At 52.5% G+C, this 16,468-nt stretch carries 11 protein-coding genes, 4 tRNA genes and 2 rRNA genes; 16 read left to right on the top strand and 1 reads right to left on the bottom strand.

Going from position 1 to position 16,468, the window contains the following annotated elements:
• Window positions 1–19 precede the first annotated feature (19 nt).
• From BWI95_RS00840 to birA, 4 genes are all read left to right on the top strand, one after another.
• Window positions 20–2,926 (top strand): 23S ribosomal RNA (locus tag BWI95_RS00840).
• A gap of 91 nt (window positions 2,927–3,017) precedes the next feature.
• A 5S ribosomal RNA gene (rrf, locus tag BWI95_RS00835) occupies window positions 3,018–3,133 on the top strand.
• Window positions 3,134–3,260: 127 nt separating this feature from the next.
• Complete coding sequence (murB, locus tag BWI95_RS00830; protein ID WP_054804684.1) at window positions 3,261–4,289, top strand: UDP-N-acetylmuramate dehydrogenase; 1,029 nt, start codon at window positions 3,261–3,263, stop codon at window positions 4,287–4,289.
• Entirely contained in the window at window positions 4,286–5,248 is a 963-nt protein-coding gene (birA, locus tag BWI95_RS00825; protein ID WP_054804683.1) for a bifunctional biotin--[acetyl-CoA-carboxylase] ligase/biotin operon repressor BirA, read from the top strand. The genes murB and birA overlap by 4 nt, the downstream gene beginning before the upstream one ends.
• Window positions 5,249–5,278: 30 nt before the next feature.
• On the opposite strand, the gene coaA is transcribed toward birA, so the two are convergent.
• Entirely contained in the window at window positions 5,279–6,229 is a 951-nt protein-coding gene (gene coaA / locus BWI95_RS00820) for a type I pantothenate kinase (RefSeq protein ID WP_076768837.1), read from the bottom strand.
• Between the two features lie 411 nt (window positions 6,230–6,640).
• Here coaA and BWI95_RS00815 point away from each other — a divergent pair.
• The 12 genes from BWI95_RS00815 to rpoB all read left to right on the top strand — a co-directional run bounded on the left by BWI95_RS00815 (window position 6,641) and on the right by rpoB (window position 16,393).
• Window positions 6,641–6,716: transfer RNA gene (locus BWI95_RS00815), tRNA-Thr, on the top strand.
• A gap of 8 nt (window positions 6,717–6,724) precedes the next feature.
• A tRNA-Tyr gene (locus BWI95_RS00810) sits at window positions 6,725–6,809 on the top strand.
• Window positions 6,810–6,920: 111 nt separating this feature from the next.
• Window positions 6,921–6,995 (top strand) — tRNA-Gly (locus tag BWI95_RS00805).
• A 5-nt stretch (window positions 6,996–7,000) separates the two neighbouring features.
• Window positions 7,001–7,076 (top strand) — tRNA-Thr (locus tag BWI95_RS00800).
• Window positions 7,077–7,190: 114 nt separating this feature from the next.
• Window positions 7,191–8,375, top strand: a complete 1,185-nt coding sequence (gene tuf / locus BWI95_RS00795) for an elongation factor Tu (protein ID WP_076768836.1) — start codon at window positions 7,191–7,193, stop codon at window positions 8,373–8,375.
• 228 nt (window positions 8,376–8,603) lie between these two features.
• Window positions 8,604–8,987 carry a preprotein translocase subunit SecE gene (secE, locus tag BWI95_RS00785; protein WP_003033128.1) on the top strand — a complete coding sequence of 128 codons (384 nt, stop codon included), beginning with the start codon at window positions 8,604–8,606 and terminating at the stop codon, window positions 8,985–8,987.
• A 1-nt stretch (window position 8,988) separates the two neighbouring features.
• Window positions 8,989–9,534 (top strand): transcription termination/antitermination protein NusG, encoded by a 546-nt coding sequence (gene nusG, locus BWI95_RS00780; protein WP_006816549.1) that lies wholly within the window; start codon window positions 8,989–8,991, stop codon window positions 9,532–9,534.
• A gap of 141 nt (window positions 9,535–9,675) precedes the next feature.
• Window positions 9,676–10,104 carry a 50S ribosomal protein L11 gene (rplK, locus tag BWI95_RS00775; RefSeq protein WP_054804427.1) on the top strand — a complete coding sequence of 143 codons (429 nt, stop codon included), beginning with the start codon at window positions 9,676–9,678 and terminating at the stop codon, window positions 10,102–10,104.
• A 3-nt stretch (window positions 10,105–10,107) separates the two neighbouring features.
• Window positions 10,108–10,812, top strand: a complete 705-nt coding sequence (gene rplA, locus BWI95_RS00770) for a 50S ribosomal protein L1 (protein WP_023479399.1) — start codon at window positions 10,108–10,110, stop codon at window positions 10,810–10,812.
• A gap of 298 nt (window positions 10,813–11,110) precedes the next feature.
• A complete protein-coding gene (rplJ, locus tag BWI95_RS00760) occupies window positions 11,111–11,608 on the top strand; it encodes a 50S ribosomal protein L10 (protein WP_007704673.1) in 498 nt (165 codons plus the stop codon).
• A gap of 66 nt (window positions 11,609–11,674) precedes the next feature.
• The gene (gene rplL, locus BWI95_RS00755; protein ID WP_023479395.1) at window positions 11,675–12,043 is read left to right on the top strand and encodes a 50S ribosomal protein L7/L12; all 369 of its coding nucleotides are present in this window, start codon (window positions 11,675–11,677) and stop codon (window positions 12,041–12,043) included.
• A 321-nt stretch (window positions 12,044–12,364) separates the two neighbouring features.
• A complete protein-coding gene (gene rpoB, locus BWI95_RS00750; protein ID WP_023479402.1) occupies window positions 12,365–16,393 on the top strand; it encodes a DNA-directed RNA polymerase subunit beta in 4,029 nt (1,342 codons plus the stop codon).
• The last annotated feature ends 75 nt before the right edge of the window (window positions 16,394–16,468 follow it).

Genomic DNA, 16,468 nt, shown 5'->3' with positions numbered 1-16,468 from the left:
AAACATCTTCGGGTTGTGAGGTTAAGCGACTAAGCGTACACGGTGGATGCCCTGGCAGTCAGAGGCGATGAAGGACGTGCTAATCTGCGAAAAGCGCCGGTAAGGTGATATGAACCGTTATAACCGGCGATGTCCGAATGGGGAAACCCAGTGCAATCCGTTGCACTATCGTTAACTGAATACATAGGTTAACGAGGCGAACCGGGGGAACTGAAACATCTAAGTACCCCGAGGAAAAGAAATCAACCGAGATTCCCCCAGTAGCGGCGAGCGAACGGGGAACAGCCCAGAGCCTGAATCAGCCTGAGTGTTAGTGGAAGCGTCTGGAAAGTCGCGCGATACAGGGTGACAGCCCCGTACACAAAAGCACTCTTGCTGTGAGCTCGATGAGTAGGGCGGGACACGTGGTATCCTGTCTGAATATGGGGGGACCATCCTCCAAGGCTAAATACTCCTGACTGACCGATAGTGAACCAGTACCGTGAGGGAAAGGCGAAAAGAACCCCGGCGAGGGGAGTGAAACAGAACCTGAAACCGTGTACGTACAAGCAGTGGGAGCCTCTTTTATGGGGTGACTGCGTACCTTTTGTATAATGGGTCAGCGACTTATATTCTGTAGCAAGGTTAACCGTATAGGGGAGCCGCAGGGAAACCGAGTCTTAACTGGGCGTTAAGTTGCAGGGTATAGACCCGAAACCCGGTGATCTAGCCATGGGCAGGTTGAAGGTTGGGTAACACTAACTGGAGGACCGAACCGACTAATGTTGAAAAATTAGCGGATGACCTGTGGCTGGGGGTGAAAGGCCAATCAAACCGGGAGATAGCTGGTTCTCCCCGAAAGCTATTTAGGTAGCGCCTCGTGAATTCATCTCCGGGGGTAGAGCACTGTTTCGGCTAGGGGGCCATCCCGGCTTACCAACCCGATGCAAACTACGAATACCGGAGAATGTTATCACGGGAGACACACGGCGGGTGCTAACGTCCGTCGTGAAGAGGGAAACAACCCAGACCGCCAGCTAAGGTCCCAAAGTCATGGTTAAGTGGGAAACGATGTGGGAAGGCACAGACAGCCAGGATGTTGGCTTAGAAGCAGCCATCATTTAAAGAAAGCGTAATAGCTCACTGGTCGAGTCGGCCTGCGCGGAAGATGTAACGGGGCTAAACCATGCACCGAAGCTGCGGCAGCGACACTATGTGTTGTTGGGTAGGGGAGCGTTCTGTAAGCCGTCGAAGGTGGCCTGTGAGGGCTGCTGGAGGTATCAGAAGTGCGAATGCTGACATAAGTAACGATAAAGCGGGTGAAAAGCCCGCTCGCCGGAAGACCAAGGGTTCCTGTCCAACGTTAATCGGGGCAGGGTGAGTCGACCCCTAAGGCGAGGCCGAAAGGCGTAGTCGATGGGAAACAGGTTAATATTCCTGTACTTGGTGTTACTGCGAAGGGGGGACGGAGAAGGCTATGTCGGCCGGGCGACGGTTGTCCCGGTTTAAGCGTGTAGGTGTGTGTTCCAGGTAAATCCGGTTCACTTTAACACTGAGGCGTGATGACGAGGCACCACGGTGCTGAAGTGACAAATGCCCTGCTTCCAGGAAAAGCCTCTAAGCATCAGGTAACACGAAATCGTACCCCAAACCGACACAGGTGGTCAGGTAGAGAATACCAAGGCGCTTGAGAGAACTCGGGTGAAGGAACTAGGCAAAATGGTGCCGTAACTTCGGGAGAAGGCACGCTGGTGTGTAGGTGAAGCGACTTGCTCGCGGAGCTGAAACCAGTCGAAGATACCAGCTGGCTGCAACTGTTTATTAAAAACACAGCACTGTGCAAACACGAAAGTGGACGTATACGGTGTGACGCCTGCCCGGTGCCGGAAGGTTAATTGATGGGGTCAACCGCAAGGTGAAGCTCTTGATCGAAGCCCCGGTAAACGGCGGCCGTAACTATAACGGTCCTAAGGTAGCGAAATTCCTTGTCGGGTAAGTTCCGACCTGCACGAATGGCGTAATGATGGCCAGGCTGTCTCCACCCGAGACTCAGTGAAATTGAACTCGCTGTGAAGATGCAGTGTACCCGCGGCAAGACGGAAAGACCCCGTGAACCTTTACTATAGCTTGACACTGAACATTGAGCCTTGATGTGTAGGATAGGTGGGAGGCTTTGAAGCGTGGACGCCAGTCTGCGTGGAGCCAACCTTGAAATACCACCCTTTAATGTTTGATGTTCTAACGTGGACCCGTGATCCGGGTTGCGGACAGTGTCTGGTGGGTAGTTTGACTGGGGCGGTCTCCTCCTAAAGCGTAACGGAGGAGCACGAAGGTCAGCTAATCCTGGTCGGACATCAGGAGGTTAGTGCAATGGCATAAGCTGGCTTGACTGCGAGCGTGACGGCGCGAGCAGGTGCGAAAGCAGGTCATAGTGATCCGGTGGTTCTGAATGGAAGGGCCATCGCTCAACGGATAAAAGGTACTCCGGGGATAACAGGCTGATACCGCCCAAGAGTTCATATCGACGGCGGTGTTTGGCACCTCGATGTCGGCTCATCACATCCTGGGGCTGAAGTAGGTCCCAAGGGTATGGCTGTTCGCCATTTAAAGTGGTACGCGAGCTGGGTTTAGAACGTCGTGAGACAGTTCGGTCCCTATCTGCCGTGGGCGCTGGAGAATTGAGGGGGGCTGCTCCTAGTACGAGAGGACCGGAGTGGACGCATCACTGGTGTTCGGGTTGTCATGCCAATGGCACTGCCCGGTAGCTAAATGCGGAAGAGATAAGTGCTGAAAGCATCTAAGCACGAAACTTGCCCCGAGATGAGTTCTCCCTGACTCCTTGAGAGTCCTGAAGGAACGTTGAAGACGACGACGTTGATAGGCCGGGTGTGTAAGCGCAGCGATGCGTTGAGCTAACCGGTACTAATGAACCGTGAGGCTTAACCTTACAACGCCGAAGATGTTTTGGCGATGAGAGACAGATTTTCAGCTGATACAGATTAAGCCGTCCGGCTAACGCGGGATGGCAACAGAATTTGCCTGGCGGCACTAGCGCGGTGGTCCCACCTGACCCCATGCCGAACTCAGAAGTGAAACGCCGTAGCGCCGATGGTAGTGTGGGGTCTCCCCATGCGAGAGTAGGGAACTGCCAGGCATCAAATTAAGCCGAAAGCCTCATGCGAAAGCATGAGGCTTTTTGCGTTGTATCTTCCTGAAACACCGCAAGCACTCCCCCTTCGTATACGGTAAACTAGCCCTGTTTTTGCATCAGGATAGCGTGAATGAATCTCTCCCTTAAGCCGTGGAACACTTTTGGTATCGAGCATAATGCCCGTCGCATCGTATGCGCCGAGAATACCCATCAACTGCTGGAAGCCTGGCAGAGTGCAGTAGAGCAGCAGCAACCGGTGCTAATCCTTGGAGAGGGCAGTAATGTGCTTTTCCTGGAGGATTTTGCCGGAACCGTCATCATCAATCGCATCAAAGGCATCAAGATTAGCGAAGAGGCTGATGCATGGCTTCTGCATGTTGGCGCCGGTGAGAACTGGCATCAGCTTGTGCAATTCACGCTTGAACGCGAAATGCCCGGTCTGGAAAACCTCGCGCTGATCCCTGGCTGCACGGGATCCTCACCTATCCAGAATATCGGCGCGTATGGCGTTGAGCTGCAGCGTGTCTGCGATTACGTTGATTGCGTTGAATTGAGCAGCGGTAAACAACAGCGGTTAAGCGCAAAAGAGTGCCGTTTCGGCTACCGCGATAGCATATTCAAGCATGAGTATCAGGATCGCGTTGCGATCACTGCCGTAGGATTGCGTCTGGCTAAAGCGTGGCAACCGGTACTCACCTATGGAGACCTCACCCGGCTTGATCCTGCGACAGTCACACCGCAGCAGGTCTTCGATGCCGTCTGTCATATGCGTACCAGCAAGCTGCCGGACCCAAAAGTGTATGGTAACGCGGGCAGTTTCTTCAAAAATCCGGTGATCACGGCTGAAGAGGCGGTTGCTCTACTGGCTGCGCATCCTCATGCCCCCCACTATCCACAGACCGATGGCTCGGTAAAACTGGCCGCCGGTTGGCTTATCGATCAATGTCAGTTGAAAGGGACATCAACAGGCGGTGCTGCCGTTCATCACTTACAGGCTCTGGTGCTCATTAATGCAGGCCAGGCGACAAGTGATGATGTGGTTCAGCTTGCCCATTTAGTGCGCCAGCGCGTCGGCGAAAAATTTAACGTCTGGCTGGAGCCAGAGGTGCGCTTTATTGGCCATGCCGGTGAGGTGAATGCCGTGGAGGTTATTGCGTGAAAGATAATACTATCCCATTGACGCTTATCTCGATTCTGGCTGACGGCGAGTTTCACTCCGGTGAACAGCTTGGCGAGAGCCTGGGTATGAGCCGGGCTGCAATTAATAAACATATACAGACGCTCAGGGACTGGGGTGTGGATGTGTTTACCGTGCCTGGGAAAGGCTACAGCCTTCCTGAACCTATTCAACTATTGGATGAGACATTCATCCGTCGTGAAGTTGCGCAAGGAAGTGTGGCTGTATTGCCTGTCATTGACTCCACTAACCAGTATTTGCTCGATCGTCTTGCCGGGTTGCAGTCAGGCGATGCCTGTGTCGCTGAGTATCAGCAGGCAGGCCGAGGACGCCGTGGCCGGAAATGGGTTTCGCCCTTTGGGGCCAATCTCTATATCTCCATGTACTGGCGTCTTGAACAAGGTCCCGCAGCCGCTATCGGTTTAAGCCTGGTTATTGGCATCGTCATGACTGAAGTATTACGCGATTTGGGTGCTGACCAGGTGCGCGTTAAATGGCCTAACGATCTTTATCTTAACGATCGCAAACTTGCCGGTATTCTCGTTGAATTAACAGGGAAAACAGGCGATGCGGCGCAGATCGTTATCGGTGCCGGTGTCAATCTGGCGATGCGAAATGCGCAGGCAGGTGATATCAATCAGGGCTGGATCAACCTGCAGGAAGCGGGCGTGCGTATTGACCGCAACGTTCTTGCTGCACGGCTTATCACTGAGTTACGCAGCGCACTGCACTGCTTTGAACAAGAGGGACTCACGCCTTTTCTTGCCCGCTGGGAAGTGCTGGATAATTTTATTAACCGTCCGGTTAAATTGATTATTGGCGAGAAAGAGATCTTCGGTATCTCTCGAGGCATCGATTCGCAGGGGGCTTTATTGCTTGAGCAGGATGGCGTAGTTAAACCCTGGGTTGGTGGGGAAATATCGCTACGCAGCGCGGAATAACTTCAAGGGAGCAGAGATGCTCCCTTTTTATTACTTACGCAGACGCACTTCTTCAACAGCATGATTAGCGCTTTTGGTCATAATCAGGCTCGCTCGCTCGCGTGTTGGGAGGATATTTTCTTTAAGATTTAAGCCGTTAATTTCTTTCCACAGCGATTGCGCAATCTCGATGGCTTCCTCTTTCGATAATTTCGCATAGTTATGGAAATAAGAATCGGGATTGGTAAAAGCGCCTTCACGGAATTTCAGGAAGCGATTGATATACCAGTTCTGCAGCAGCTCCTCAGGCGCGTCGACATATATTGAAAAATCGACAAAGTCAGAGACAAATACATGATGCGGGTCATGAGGATAATCCATACCGCTTTGCAGCACATTCAGCCCTTCAAGAATCAGAATATCGGGCTGAGCAACTGTCTTGTCGCCATCCGGAATAACATCATAAATCAGGTGCGAATAGACCGGCGCGGTGACATTGGTCACCCCTGATTTGATATCTGACACGAATTTCACAAGGCGATGCATATCATAGGATTGCGGAAAGCCCTTCTTCTTCATCAGACCGCGATCTTTCAACACCTGGTTTGGATGCAAAAAACCATCGGTAGTAATGAGTTCAACGCGACGATGCTCGGGCCAGCGGCTCAACAAGGCTTGCAGTACACGTGCCGTGGTGCTTTTACCTACCGCCACGCTTCCGGCAATGCTGATGATATAAGGAATGCGCTGCCCATTAGTGCCAAGGAATTGTTCAAGCACGGCCTGGCGGCGCAAGTTAGAGCTGATATAGAAATTGAGTAAACGGGAAAGAGGGAGATAAATTTCCGCCACTTCTTCTAAAGAAAGGTCTTCATTAATGCCTTTTAATCTCGCGATTTCGCCCTCGGTCAGGGTCATAGGAACCGAAGCACGAAGGGCAGCCCACTGGCTGCGATTAAACTGTAGGTAGGGCGTCATTAACGTTTGCTCTTTTTTACTCATACGCTTTTATCAGCCTGCCATGGCTCTCTGCGGTGCGCCCGGCGGCGCGCAACGAGAGCATCTCTTTAGATAATGCTATGGCTCGGCGTTATTAAATAAGTGGGAACAATGGGCAGGAGGTTAACACCAGATGACAGTGAATAATATGAAAAATCACGCCCCGGAGAGTGTTTCCCACACATCGCTCATGCCTATTAAGATGGATCCTCAAACAGGCAATGTAATCAAAGGGGACGAGTGGACCTTTTGGCGCACCCAATTCGCGAGCAGAAATGGTGGTTTTTTCCACGGTGTTGCATGAAATTACAGCATTTATTCGTGTTGTCGTGCAAAATGTGAGCGATAGAGCATTTTGTGCAATTTTTTTGTTGCATCCCTCCGCAGGTCTCCCTAGAATGCGCGCTACTTGATGCCGACTTAGCTCAGTAGGTAGAGCAACTGACTTGTAATCAGTAGGTCACCAGTTCGATTCCGGTAGTCGGCACCATCAAGTCCGGTGGGGTTCCCGAGCGGCCAAAGGGAGCAGACTGTAAATCTGCCGTCACAGACTTCGAAGGTTCGAATCCTTCCCCCACCACCATTTTCGGTTACGCTAAAACGTAACCTGAGTTGGTGTCAGTAGTGAATCAGCTCTCAGGGAGAGAATCTTCTCCCGGCAATACAGAAGCACTGGGTAGCCGAGTTTCAGGATGCGGGCATCGTATAATGGCTATTACCTCAGCCTTCCAAGCTGATGATGCGGGTTCGATTCCCGCTGCCCGCTCCAGACGTGCTGATATGGCTCAGTTGGTAGAGCGCACCCTTGGTAAGGGTGAGGTCCCCAGTTCGACTCTGGGTATCAGCACCACTTCACTTCTCCTTCCTGGTTTCTCTTCTGTTATTTAGCATTCAACGAGTCGGGCATGTTGCCTGGTTGATGTGGTGATATCACCGATTTATCCGTGTCTTAGAGGGACAATCGATGTCTAAAGAAAAGTTTGAACGTACAAAACCGCACGTTAACGTCGGTACTATCGGCCACGTTGACCATGGTAAAACAACGCTGACTGCTGCAATCACTACCGTACTGGCTAAGACCTACGGCGGTGCTGCTCGCGCATTCGACCAGATCGATAACGCGCCGGAAGAAAAAGCTCGTGGTATCACCATCAACACCTCTCACGTTGAATATGACACCCCGACTCGCCACTACGCGCACGTAGACTGCCCGGGCCACGCCGACTATGTTAAAAACATGATCACCGGTGCTGCGCAGATGGACGGCGCGATCCTGGTTGTTGCTGCGACTGACGGCCCGATGCCGCAGACCCGTGAGCACATCCTGCTGGGTCGTCAGGTAGGCGTTCCGTTCATCATCGTGTTCCTGAACAAATGTGACATGGTTGATGACGAAGAACTGCTGGAACTGGTTGAGATGGAAGTGCGTGAGCTGCTGTCTCAGTACGACTTCCCGGGCGACGACACCCCGATCGTTCGCGGTTCCGCGCTGAAAGCGCTGGAAGGCGAAGCTGAGTGGGAAGAGAAAATCATCGAGCTGGCTGGCTACCTGGATTCCTACATCCCGGAACCAGAGCGCGCGATTGACAAGCCGTTCCTGCTGCCGATCGAAGACGTATTCTCCATCTCCGGTCGTGGTACCGTTGTTACCGGTCGTGTAGAGCGCGGTATCATCAAAGTTGGTGAAGAAGTTGAAATCGTTGGTATCAAAGACACCGCGAAATCTACCTGTACCGGCGTTGAAATGTTCCGCAAACTGCTGGACGAAGGCCGTGCTGGTGAGAACGTTGGTGTTCTGCTGCGTGGTATCAAACGTGAAGAAATCGAACGTGGTCAGGTACTGGCTAAGCCGGGTTCCATCAAGCCGCACACCAAATTCGAATCTGAAGTGTACATCCTGTCCAAAGATGAAGGCGGCCGTCATACTCCGTTCTTCAAAGGCTACCGTCCGCAGTTCTACTTCCGTACAACTGACGTGACTGGCACCATCGAACTGCCGGAAGGTGTTGAGATGGTAATGCCGGGCGACAACATCAAAATGGTTGTTACCCTGATTCACCCGATTGCGATGGACGATGGTCTGCGTTTCGCAATCCGTGAAGGCGGCCGTACCGTTGGCGCGGGCGTTGTAGCAAAAGTTCTCAGCTAATCGCTGATAACATTTGACGCAATGCGCAAGAAAAGGGCATCATTTGATGCCCTTTTTGTACGCTTTCGACCCAGAACCTGGCTCATCAGTGATTTTTTTGTCCATAATCATTGCTGAGACAGGCTCTGAAGAGGGCGTGAGTCCGAAACTCGCCAGAGCATTTCGGTTTGGTTGCCTCGCTTATGCGGGGCAAAAATGTTTGTCTGAATTCTTGTGACAGGTTGGTTTATGAGTGCGAATACCGAAGCTCAAGGGAGCGGGCGCGGCCTGGAAGCGATGAAGTGGGTTGTTGTTGCAGTACTGCTGCTCGTGGCTATCGTTGGCAACTATCTTTATCGTGACATGATGCTGCCGCTCCGCGCGCTGGCAGTTGTAATTCTGATTGCTGCAGCAGGTGGTGTCGCGCTGTTGACGACGAAGGGAAAAGCGACCGTTGCTTTTGCCCGTGAAGCGAGAACCGAAGTACGTAAAGTGATTTGGCCCACTCGTCAGGAAACATTGCACACCACGTTGATTGTGGCTGCGGTCACCGCAGTTATGTCACTGATCCTGTGGGGGCTGGATGGTATTCTGGTCCGCCTGGTTTCCTTTATCACTGGCCTGAGGTTCTGAGATGTCTGAAGCTCCTAAAAAGCGCTGGTACGTCGTTCAGGCGTTTTCCGGTTTTGAAGGCCGCGTAGCAACGTCGCTGCGCGAGCATATCAAATTACACAACATGGAAGAGTTGTTTGGCGAAGTTATGGTGCCGACCGAAGAAGTGGTCGAAATCCGTGGCGGCCAGCGTCGCAAAAGCGAACGCAAATTCTTCCCGGGCTACGTACTTGTCCAGATGGTAATGAACGACGCCAGCTGGCACCTGGTGCGCAGCGTTCCGCGCGTAATGGGCTTCATCGGTGGCACCTCCGATCGTCCGGCGCCGATTAGCGACAAAGAAGTGGATGCGATCATGAACCGCCTGCAGCAGGTTGGTGATAAGCCGCGTCCGAAAACGCTGTTCGAGCCGGGTGAAATGGTCCGCGTTAGCGATGGTCCGTTTGCCGACTTTAACGGTGTGGTTGAAGAGGTGGACTACGAGAAGTCCCGCCTGAAAGTTTCCGTTTCTATCTTCGGTCGTGCGACCCCGGTAGAGCTGGACTTTAGCCAGGTCGAAAAAGCCTAAATATTCGGCGATCAAACGTTGCACAAGGCGCGAAATTGACATACAATTTCGCGCCTTTTGTTTTTACGGGTTCTGAACCGGTAAAACAGTTTTAACCACGGGGAGCCTTTCGGGGCGCTATACCCAAACGAGGAAATTTCAATGGCTAAGAAAGTCCAGGCCTACGTCAAGCTGCAGGTTGCAGCTGGCATGGCAAACCCGAGCCCACCGGTTGGTCCGGCTCTGGGTCAGCAGGGTGTTAACATCATGGAATTCTGCAAAGCGTTCAACGCAAAAACAGAATCCATGGAAAAAGGTCTGCCGATTCCGGTTGTTATTACCGTTTACGCTGACCGTTCCTTCACTTTCATTACCAAAACGCCTCCGGCAGCAGTTCTGCTGAAGAAAGCGGCTGGTATCAAGTCTGGTTCCGGCAAGCCGAACAAAGACAAAGTGGGCACCATCTCCCGCGCTCAGCTGCAGGAAATCGCTCAGACTAAAGCCGCGGACATGACCGGTTCTGACATTGAAGCGATGACTCGCTCAATCGAAGGTACTGCGCGTTCCATGGGCCTGGTAGTGGAGGATTAAGAAATGGCTAAACTGACCAAGCGTATGCGCGTGATCCGTGACAAAGTTGATGCGACCAAACAGTACGACATCAACGAAGCCATTGCTCTGCTGAAAGAGCTGGCCACTGCTAAATTCGTAGAAAGCGTAGACGTTGCCGTTAACCTCGGCATCGACGCACGTAAATCTGACCAGAACGTACGTGGTGCAACTGTACTGCCGCACGGTACTGGCCGTTCTGTTCGCGTAGCCGTATTTGCCCAGGGCCCGAACGCTGAAGCTGCTAAAGCAGCTGGCGCTGAGCTGGTAGGTATGGAAGATCTGGCTGACCAGATCAAGAAAGGCGAAATGAACTTTGACGTTGTTATTGCTTCTCCGGATGCAATGCGCGTTGTTGGCCAGCTGGGCCAGGTTCTGGGTCCGCGCGGCCTGATGCCGAACCCGAAAGTTGGTACTGTAACGCCGAACGTTGCTGAAGCGGTTAAGAACGCTAAAGCGGGTCAGGTTCGTTACCGTAACGACAAAAACGGCATCATCCACACCACCATCGGTAAAGTGGACTTTGACGCTGACAAACTGAAAGAAAACCTGGAGTCTCTGCTGGTTGCGCTGAAAAAAGCAAAACCGTCTCAGGCGAAAGGCGTGTACATCAAGAAAGTTAGCATCTCCACCACCATGGGTGCTGGTGTTGCGGTAGACCAGGCTGGTCTGAACGCAGCGGCGAACTAATATTCGCCTTTACGTGGGTGGCGGATTTGTCTACAATCTTCCCCCACGTTTTGCTCGCGTAAGCTAGCAAACAAACAGATTTGTTCGTTGGAGCCTGGCCTATCCAGGCCTCCGTCGAAGACCGCAGGTGTTTCGCAAGAGACTTAATTCCCTGCGTAGACGGTGACAGAACCTGAAGAATATTTTTTAAGTACTCTTTGGCTTGTTTCTGCTCACCGTATTAAGACGCTCTTTTCGTTGAAAAGAGTGAAGTGAGTTCCAGGGCATGAGCCCTGGCAAACATCCAGGAGCAAAGCTAATGGCTTTAAATCTTCAAGACAAACAAGCGATTGTTGCTGAAGTCAGCGAAGTAGCCAAAGGCGCGCTGTCTGCGGTTGTTGCGGATTCCCGTGGCGTTACCGTAGATAAAATGACCGAACTGCGTAAAGCAGGTCGCGAAGCCGGCGTTTACATGCGTGTTGTTCGCAACACCCTGCTGCGCCGTGTTGTTGAAGGTACTCAGTTCGAGTGCCTGAAAGACGCGTTCGTTGGTCCGACCCTGATTGCATATTCTATGGAACACCCGGGCGCTGCTGCTCGTCTGTTCAAAGATTTCGCGAAAGCGAATGCAAAATTTGAGGTCAAAGCCGCTGCCTTTGAAGGTGAGTTGATCCCGGCGTCCCAGATCGATCGCCTGGCAACCCTGCCGACCTACGAAGAAGCAATTGCACGCCTGATGGCAACCATGAAAGAAGCCTCTGCTGGCAAACTGGTTCGTACTCTGGCTGCTGTACGCGATGCGAAAGAAGCTGCTTAATCGCAGTTTTCTCTATAACGCATTCGCTTACGTATAAACTTATTCTGATATTCAGGAACAATTTAAATGTCTATCACTAAAGATCAAATCATTGAAGCAGTTTCCGCTATGTCCGTAATGGACGTTGTTGAACTGATCTCTGCAATGGAAGAAAAATTCGGTGTTTCTGCTGCTGCCGCTGTAGCTGTTGCTGCTGGCCCGGCTGCTGAAGCTGCTGAAGAGAAAACTGAATTCGACGTTATTCTGAAAGCTGTTGGCGCTAACAAAGTTGCTGTTATCAAAGCAGTACGTGGCGCAACTGGCTTGGGTCTGAAAGAAGCTAAAGACCTGGTAGAATCTGCTCCGGCCGCTCTGAAAGAAGGCGTGAGCAAAGATGACGCTGAAGCTCTGAAAAAATCTCTGGAAGAAGCTGGCGCTGAAGTTGAAGTTAAATAAGCCAACCCTTCCGGTTGCAGCCTGAGAAATCAGGCTGATGGCTGGTGACTTTTTGGTCACCAGCCTTTTTGCGCTGTAGAAGGCGCTGGTAGTGTTTCACACTGTTTGACTACCTGTTGCCTTTTCAATGCTTGTTTCTATCGACGACTTAATATACTGCGACAGTCGCTCGGCGCTGTGTAAATCGCAATGAAATGATTTAAGCGTGATAGCAACAAGCATTGCGGAAAGTGCTCCACTTTCCGGTCAAAAAAATAGTGTTGCACAAACTGTCCTTTCCCTGGGCAGATGGGTCGACTTGTCAGCGAGCTGAGGAACCCTATGGTTTACTCCTATACCGAGAAAAAACGTATTCGTAAGGATTTTGGTAAACGTCCACAAGTACTGGATGTTCCCTATCTCCTTTCTATCCAGCTTGACTCGTTCCAGAAGTTCATCGAGCAAGATCCTGAAGGCCAGTACGGGCTCGAAGCGGCATTCCGCTCCGTGTTCCCGATCAAGAGCTACAGCGGCAATTCGGAACTGCAATACGTCAGCTACCGTCTTGGCGAACCCGTATTTGACGTTAAAGAGTGTCAAATCCGTGGTGTGACGTACTCCGCCCCGCTGCGCGTAAAACTGCGTCTGGTGATCTACGAGCGCGAAGCGCCGGAAGGCACCGTAAAAGACATTAAAGAACAAGAAGTCTACATGGGCGAAATTCCGCTCATGACCGACAACGGTACCTTTGTTATCAACGGTACTGAGCGTGTTATCGTTTCTCAGCTGCACCGTAGCCCGGGCGTCTTCTTTGACAGCGACAAGGGTAAAACCCACTCTTCCGGTAAGGTGCTCTATAACGCACGTATCATCCCTTACCGTGGGTCATGGCTGGACTTTGAGTTCGATCCGAAAGACAACCTGTTCGTTCGTATCGACCGTCGTCGTAAGCTGCCGGCCACCATCATTCTGCGCGCGCTGAACTACACCACTGAACAGATCCTTGACCTGTTCTTTGAAAAAGTGGTCTTTGAGATCCGCGACAACAAGCTGCAGATGGAACTGGTACCGGAACGTCTGCGTGGCGAAACCGCCTCCTTCGATATCGAAGCCAACGGCAAAATGTATGTTGAGAAAGGCCGCCGCATCACCGCGCGCCACATTCGTCAGCTGGAAAAAGACGAAATCCAACATATCGAAGTGCCGGTTGAGTACATCGCAGGCAAAGTTGCGGCGAAAGACTACGTTGACGAATCCACTGGCGAGCTGATCTGCCCGGCTAACATGGAGCTGTCGCTCGATCTGCTGGCTAAACTGAGCCAGGCTGGTCACAAACGTATCGAAACGCTGTTCACCAACGATCTGGATCACGGCCCGTACATCTCTGAAACCGTACGCGTCGACCCAACTAACGATCGTCTGAGCGCGCTGGTAGAAATCTACCGCATGATGCGCCCGGGTGAGCCGCCGACTCGCGAAGCGGCTGAAAGCCTCTTCGAAAACCTGTTCTTCTCCGAAGACCGCTACGACCTTTCTGCGGTAGGCCGCATGAAGTTCAACCGTTCTCTGCTGCGCGACAGCATTGAAGGTTCCGGTATCCTGAGCAACGACGACATCATTGAAGTGATGAAGAAGCTCATCGGTATCCGTAACGGCATCGGTGAAGTGGATGATATCGACCACCTCGGCAACCGTCGTATCCGTTCCGTAGGCGAAATGGCGGAAAACCAATTCCGCGTTGGCCTGGTGCGTGTAGAGCGTGCGGTGAAAGAGCGTCTCTCTCTGGGCGATCTGGATACCCTGATGCCGCAGGACATGATCAACGCCAAGCCGATTTCAGCGGCGGTGAAAGAGTTCTTCGGTTCCAGCCAGCTCTCCCAGTTTATGGATCAGAACAACCCGCTGTCTGAGATTACGCACAAACGTCGTATCTCTGCACTTGGCCCGGGCGGTCTGACCCGTGAGCGCGCAGGCTTTGAAGTTCGAGACGTACACCCGACCCACTACGGTCGCGTATGTCCAATCGAAACGCCTGAAGGTCCGAACATCGGTCTGATTAACTCCCTCTCCGTCTATGCACAGACTAACGAATACGGCTTCCTCGAAACGCCGTACCGTAAAGTGACTGACGGCGTGGTGACTGACGAGATCCATTACCTCTCTGCAATTGAAGAGGGTAACTACGTTATCGCTCAGGCGAACACCAACCTGACGGAAGAAGGGCGTTTTGCAGAAGATCTGGTAACGTGCCGCAGCAAAGGCGAATCAAGCCTCTTCAGCGCAGACCAGGTTGACTACATGGACGTATCCACCCAGCAGGTGGTTTCCGTCGGTGCATCCCTGATTCCGTTCCTGGAACACGATGACGCCAACCGTGCATTGATGGGTGCGAACATGCAACGTCAGGCGGTTCCGACTCTGCGCGCTGATAAGCCGCTGGTTGGTACCGGTATGGAACGTGCTGTTGCCGTTGACTCCGGCGTAACTGCCGTTGCGAAACGTGGCGGTACTGTTCAGTACGTGGATGCTTCCCGTATCGTTATCAAAGTTAACGAAGACGAGATGTACCCGGGCGAAGCAGGTATCGACATCTATAACCTGACCAAATACACCCGTTCTAACCAGAACACCTGCATCAACCAGATGCCGTGTGTTTACCTGGGTGAGCCGATTGAGCGCGGCGACGTGCTGGCAGATGGTCCGTCCACCGACCTCGGTGAACTGGCGCTCGGTCAGAACATGCGCGTAGCGTTCATGCCGTGGAACGGTTACAACTTCGAAGACTCCATCCTCGTCTCCGAGCGTGTGGTTCAGGAAGATCGTTTCACCACTATTCACATCCAGGAACTGGCTTGTGTGTCCCGTGACACCAAACTGGGGCCGGAAGAGATCACCGCTGATATCCCGAACGTGGGTGAAGCTGCGCTCTCCAAACTGGATGAATCCGGTATCGTTTACATCGGTGCAGAAGTGACCGGCGGCGACATTCTGGTTGGTAAGGTAACGCCGAAAGGTGAAACCCAGCTGACACCAGAAGAGAAACTGCTGCGCGCTATCTTCGGTGAGAAAGCGTCTGACGTTAAAGACTCTTCTCTGCGCGTACCAAACGGTGTTTCCGGCACGGTTATCGACGTTCAGGTCTTCACCCGCGATGGCGTGGAAAAAGACAAGCGTGCGCTGGAAATCGAAGAAATGCAGCTCAAACAGGCGAAGAAAGACCTGTCTGAAGAACTGCAGATCCTCGAAGCTGGCCTGTTCAGCCGTATCCACTCCGTGCTGGTATCCGGTGGCGTTGAAGCTGAGAAGCTCGACAAACTGCCGCGCGACCGCTGGCTGGAACTCGGCCTGACCGACGAAGCGAAACAGAATCAGCTGGAACAACTGGCTGAGCAGTACGACGAACTGAAACACGAGTTCGAGAAAAAACTCGAAGCGAAACGCCGTAAGATTACTCAGGGCGACGATCTGGCACCGGGCGTGCTGAAGATTGTTAAGGTTTATCTGGCCGTTAAACGTCAGATCCAGCCTGGTGATAAGATGGCAGGTCGTCACGGTAACAAGGGTGTTATCTCCAAGATCAACCCGATCGAAGATATGCCATACGATGAAAACGGCACGCCGGTAGACATCGTACTGAACCCGCTGGGCGTACCGTCTCGTATGAACATCGGTCAGATCCTTGAAACCCACCTGGGTATGGCTGCGAAAGGTATTGGCGACAAGATTAACGCCATGCTGAAACAGCAGCAGGAAGTCGCGAAACTGCGCGAGTTCATCCAGCGTGCATACGATCTGGGCGCTGACGTTCGTCAGAAAGTCGACCTGAGCACCTTCAGCGATGACGAAGTGCTGCGTCTGGCTGAAAACCTGCGTAAAGGCATGCCGATCGCAACGCCGGTCTTCGACGGTGCGAAAGAGTCTGAAATCAAGGAACTGTTACAGCTGGGTGGCCTGCCGACTTCCGGTCAGATCACTCTGTTCGACGGTCGTACCGGTGAGCAGTTCGAGCGCCAGGTTACCGTTGGCTACATGTACATGCTGAAACTGAACCACCTGGTTGATGACAAAATGCATGCGCGTTCCACCGGTTCCTACAGCCTGGTTACTCAGCAGCCGCTGGGTGGTAAGGCGCAGTTCGGTGGTCAGCGCTTCGGGGAGATGGAAGTGTGGGCGCTGGAAGCATATGGCGCGGCATACACCCTGCAGGAAATGCTCACCGTTAAGTCTGATGACGTGAATGGTCGTACCAAGATGTATAAGAACATCGTGGACGGCAACCATCAGATGGAACCGGGGATGCCAGAGTCCTTCAACGTACTGTTGAAAGAGATTCGTTCGCTGGGTATCAACATCGAGCTGGAAGACGAGTAACTCTCGCTCAAACAGGTCACTGGTGCCGGGGTAACACCCGGCACCAGATTGTGCTAACTCCGACGGGAGCAAATC

This window comes from Kosakonia cowanii JCM 10956 = DSM 18146 (genome assembly GCF_001975225.1).
Taxonomy (GTDB): Bacteria; Pseudomonadota; Gammaproteobacteria; order Enterobacterales; family Enterobacteriaceae; genus Kosakonia; species Kosakonia cowanii.
The sequence above is the reverse complement of the archived record's forward strand: the minus strand, read 5'-3'. Positions and strand labels throughout refer to the sequence as shown.

Coding starts and splice junctions, on each gene's coding strand:
- murB (WP_054804684.1), top strand. CDS start 3,261: ATGAATCTCTCCCTTAAGCCGTGGAACACTTTTGGTATCGAGCATAAT.
- coaA (WP_076768837.1), bottom strand. CDS start 6,229: ATGAGTAAAAAAGAGCAAACGTTAATGACGCCCTACCTACAGTTTAAT.
- tuf (WP_076768836.1), top strand. CDS start 7,191: ATGTCTAAAGAAAAGTTTGAACGTACAAAACCGCACGTTAACGTCGGT.
- secE (WP_003033128.1), top strand. CDS start 8,604: ATGAGTGCGAATACCGAAGCTCAAGGGAGCGGGCGCGGCCTGGAAGCG.
- nusG (WP_006816549.1), top strand. CDS start 8,989: ATGTCTGAAGCTCCTAAAAAGCGCTGGTACGTCGTTCAGGCGTTTTCC.
- rplK (WP_054804427.1), top strand. CDS start 9,676: ATGGCTAAGAAAGTCCAGGCCTACGTCAAGCTGCAGGTTGCAGCTGGC.
- rplA (WP_023479399.1), top strand. CDS start 10,108: ATGGCTAAACTGACCAAGCGTATGCGCGTGATCCGTGACAAAGTTGAT.
- rplJ (WP_007704673.1), top strand. CDS start 11,111: ATGGCTTTAAATCTTCAAGACAAACAAGCGATTGTTGCTGAAGTCAGC.
- rplL (WP_023479395.1), top strand. CDS start 11,675: ATGTCTATCACTAAAGATCAAATCATTGAAGCAGTTTCCGCTATGTCC.
- rpoB (WP_023479402.1), top strand. CDS start 12,365: ATGGTTTACTCCTATACCGAGAAAAAACGTATTCGTAAGGATTTTGGT.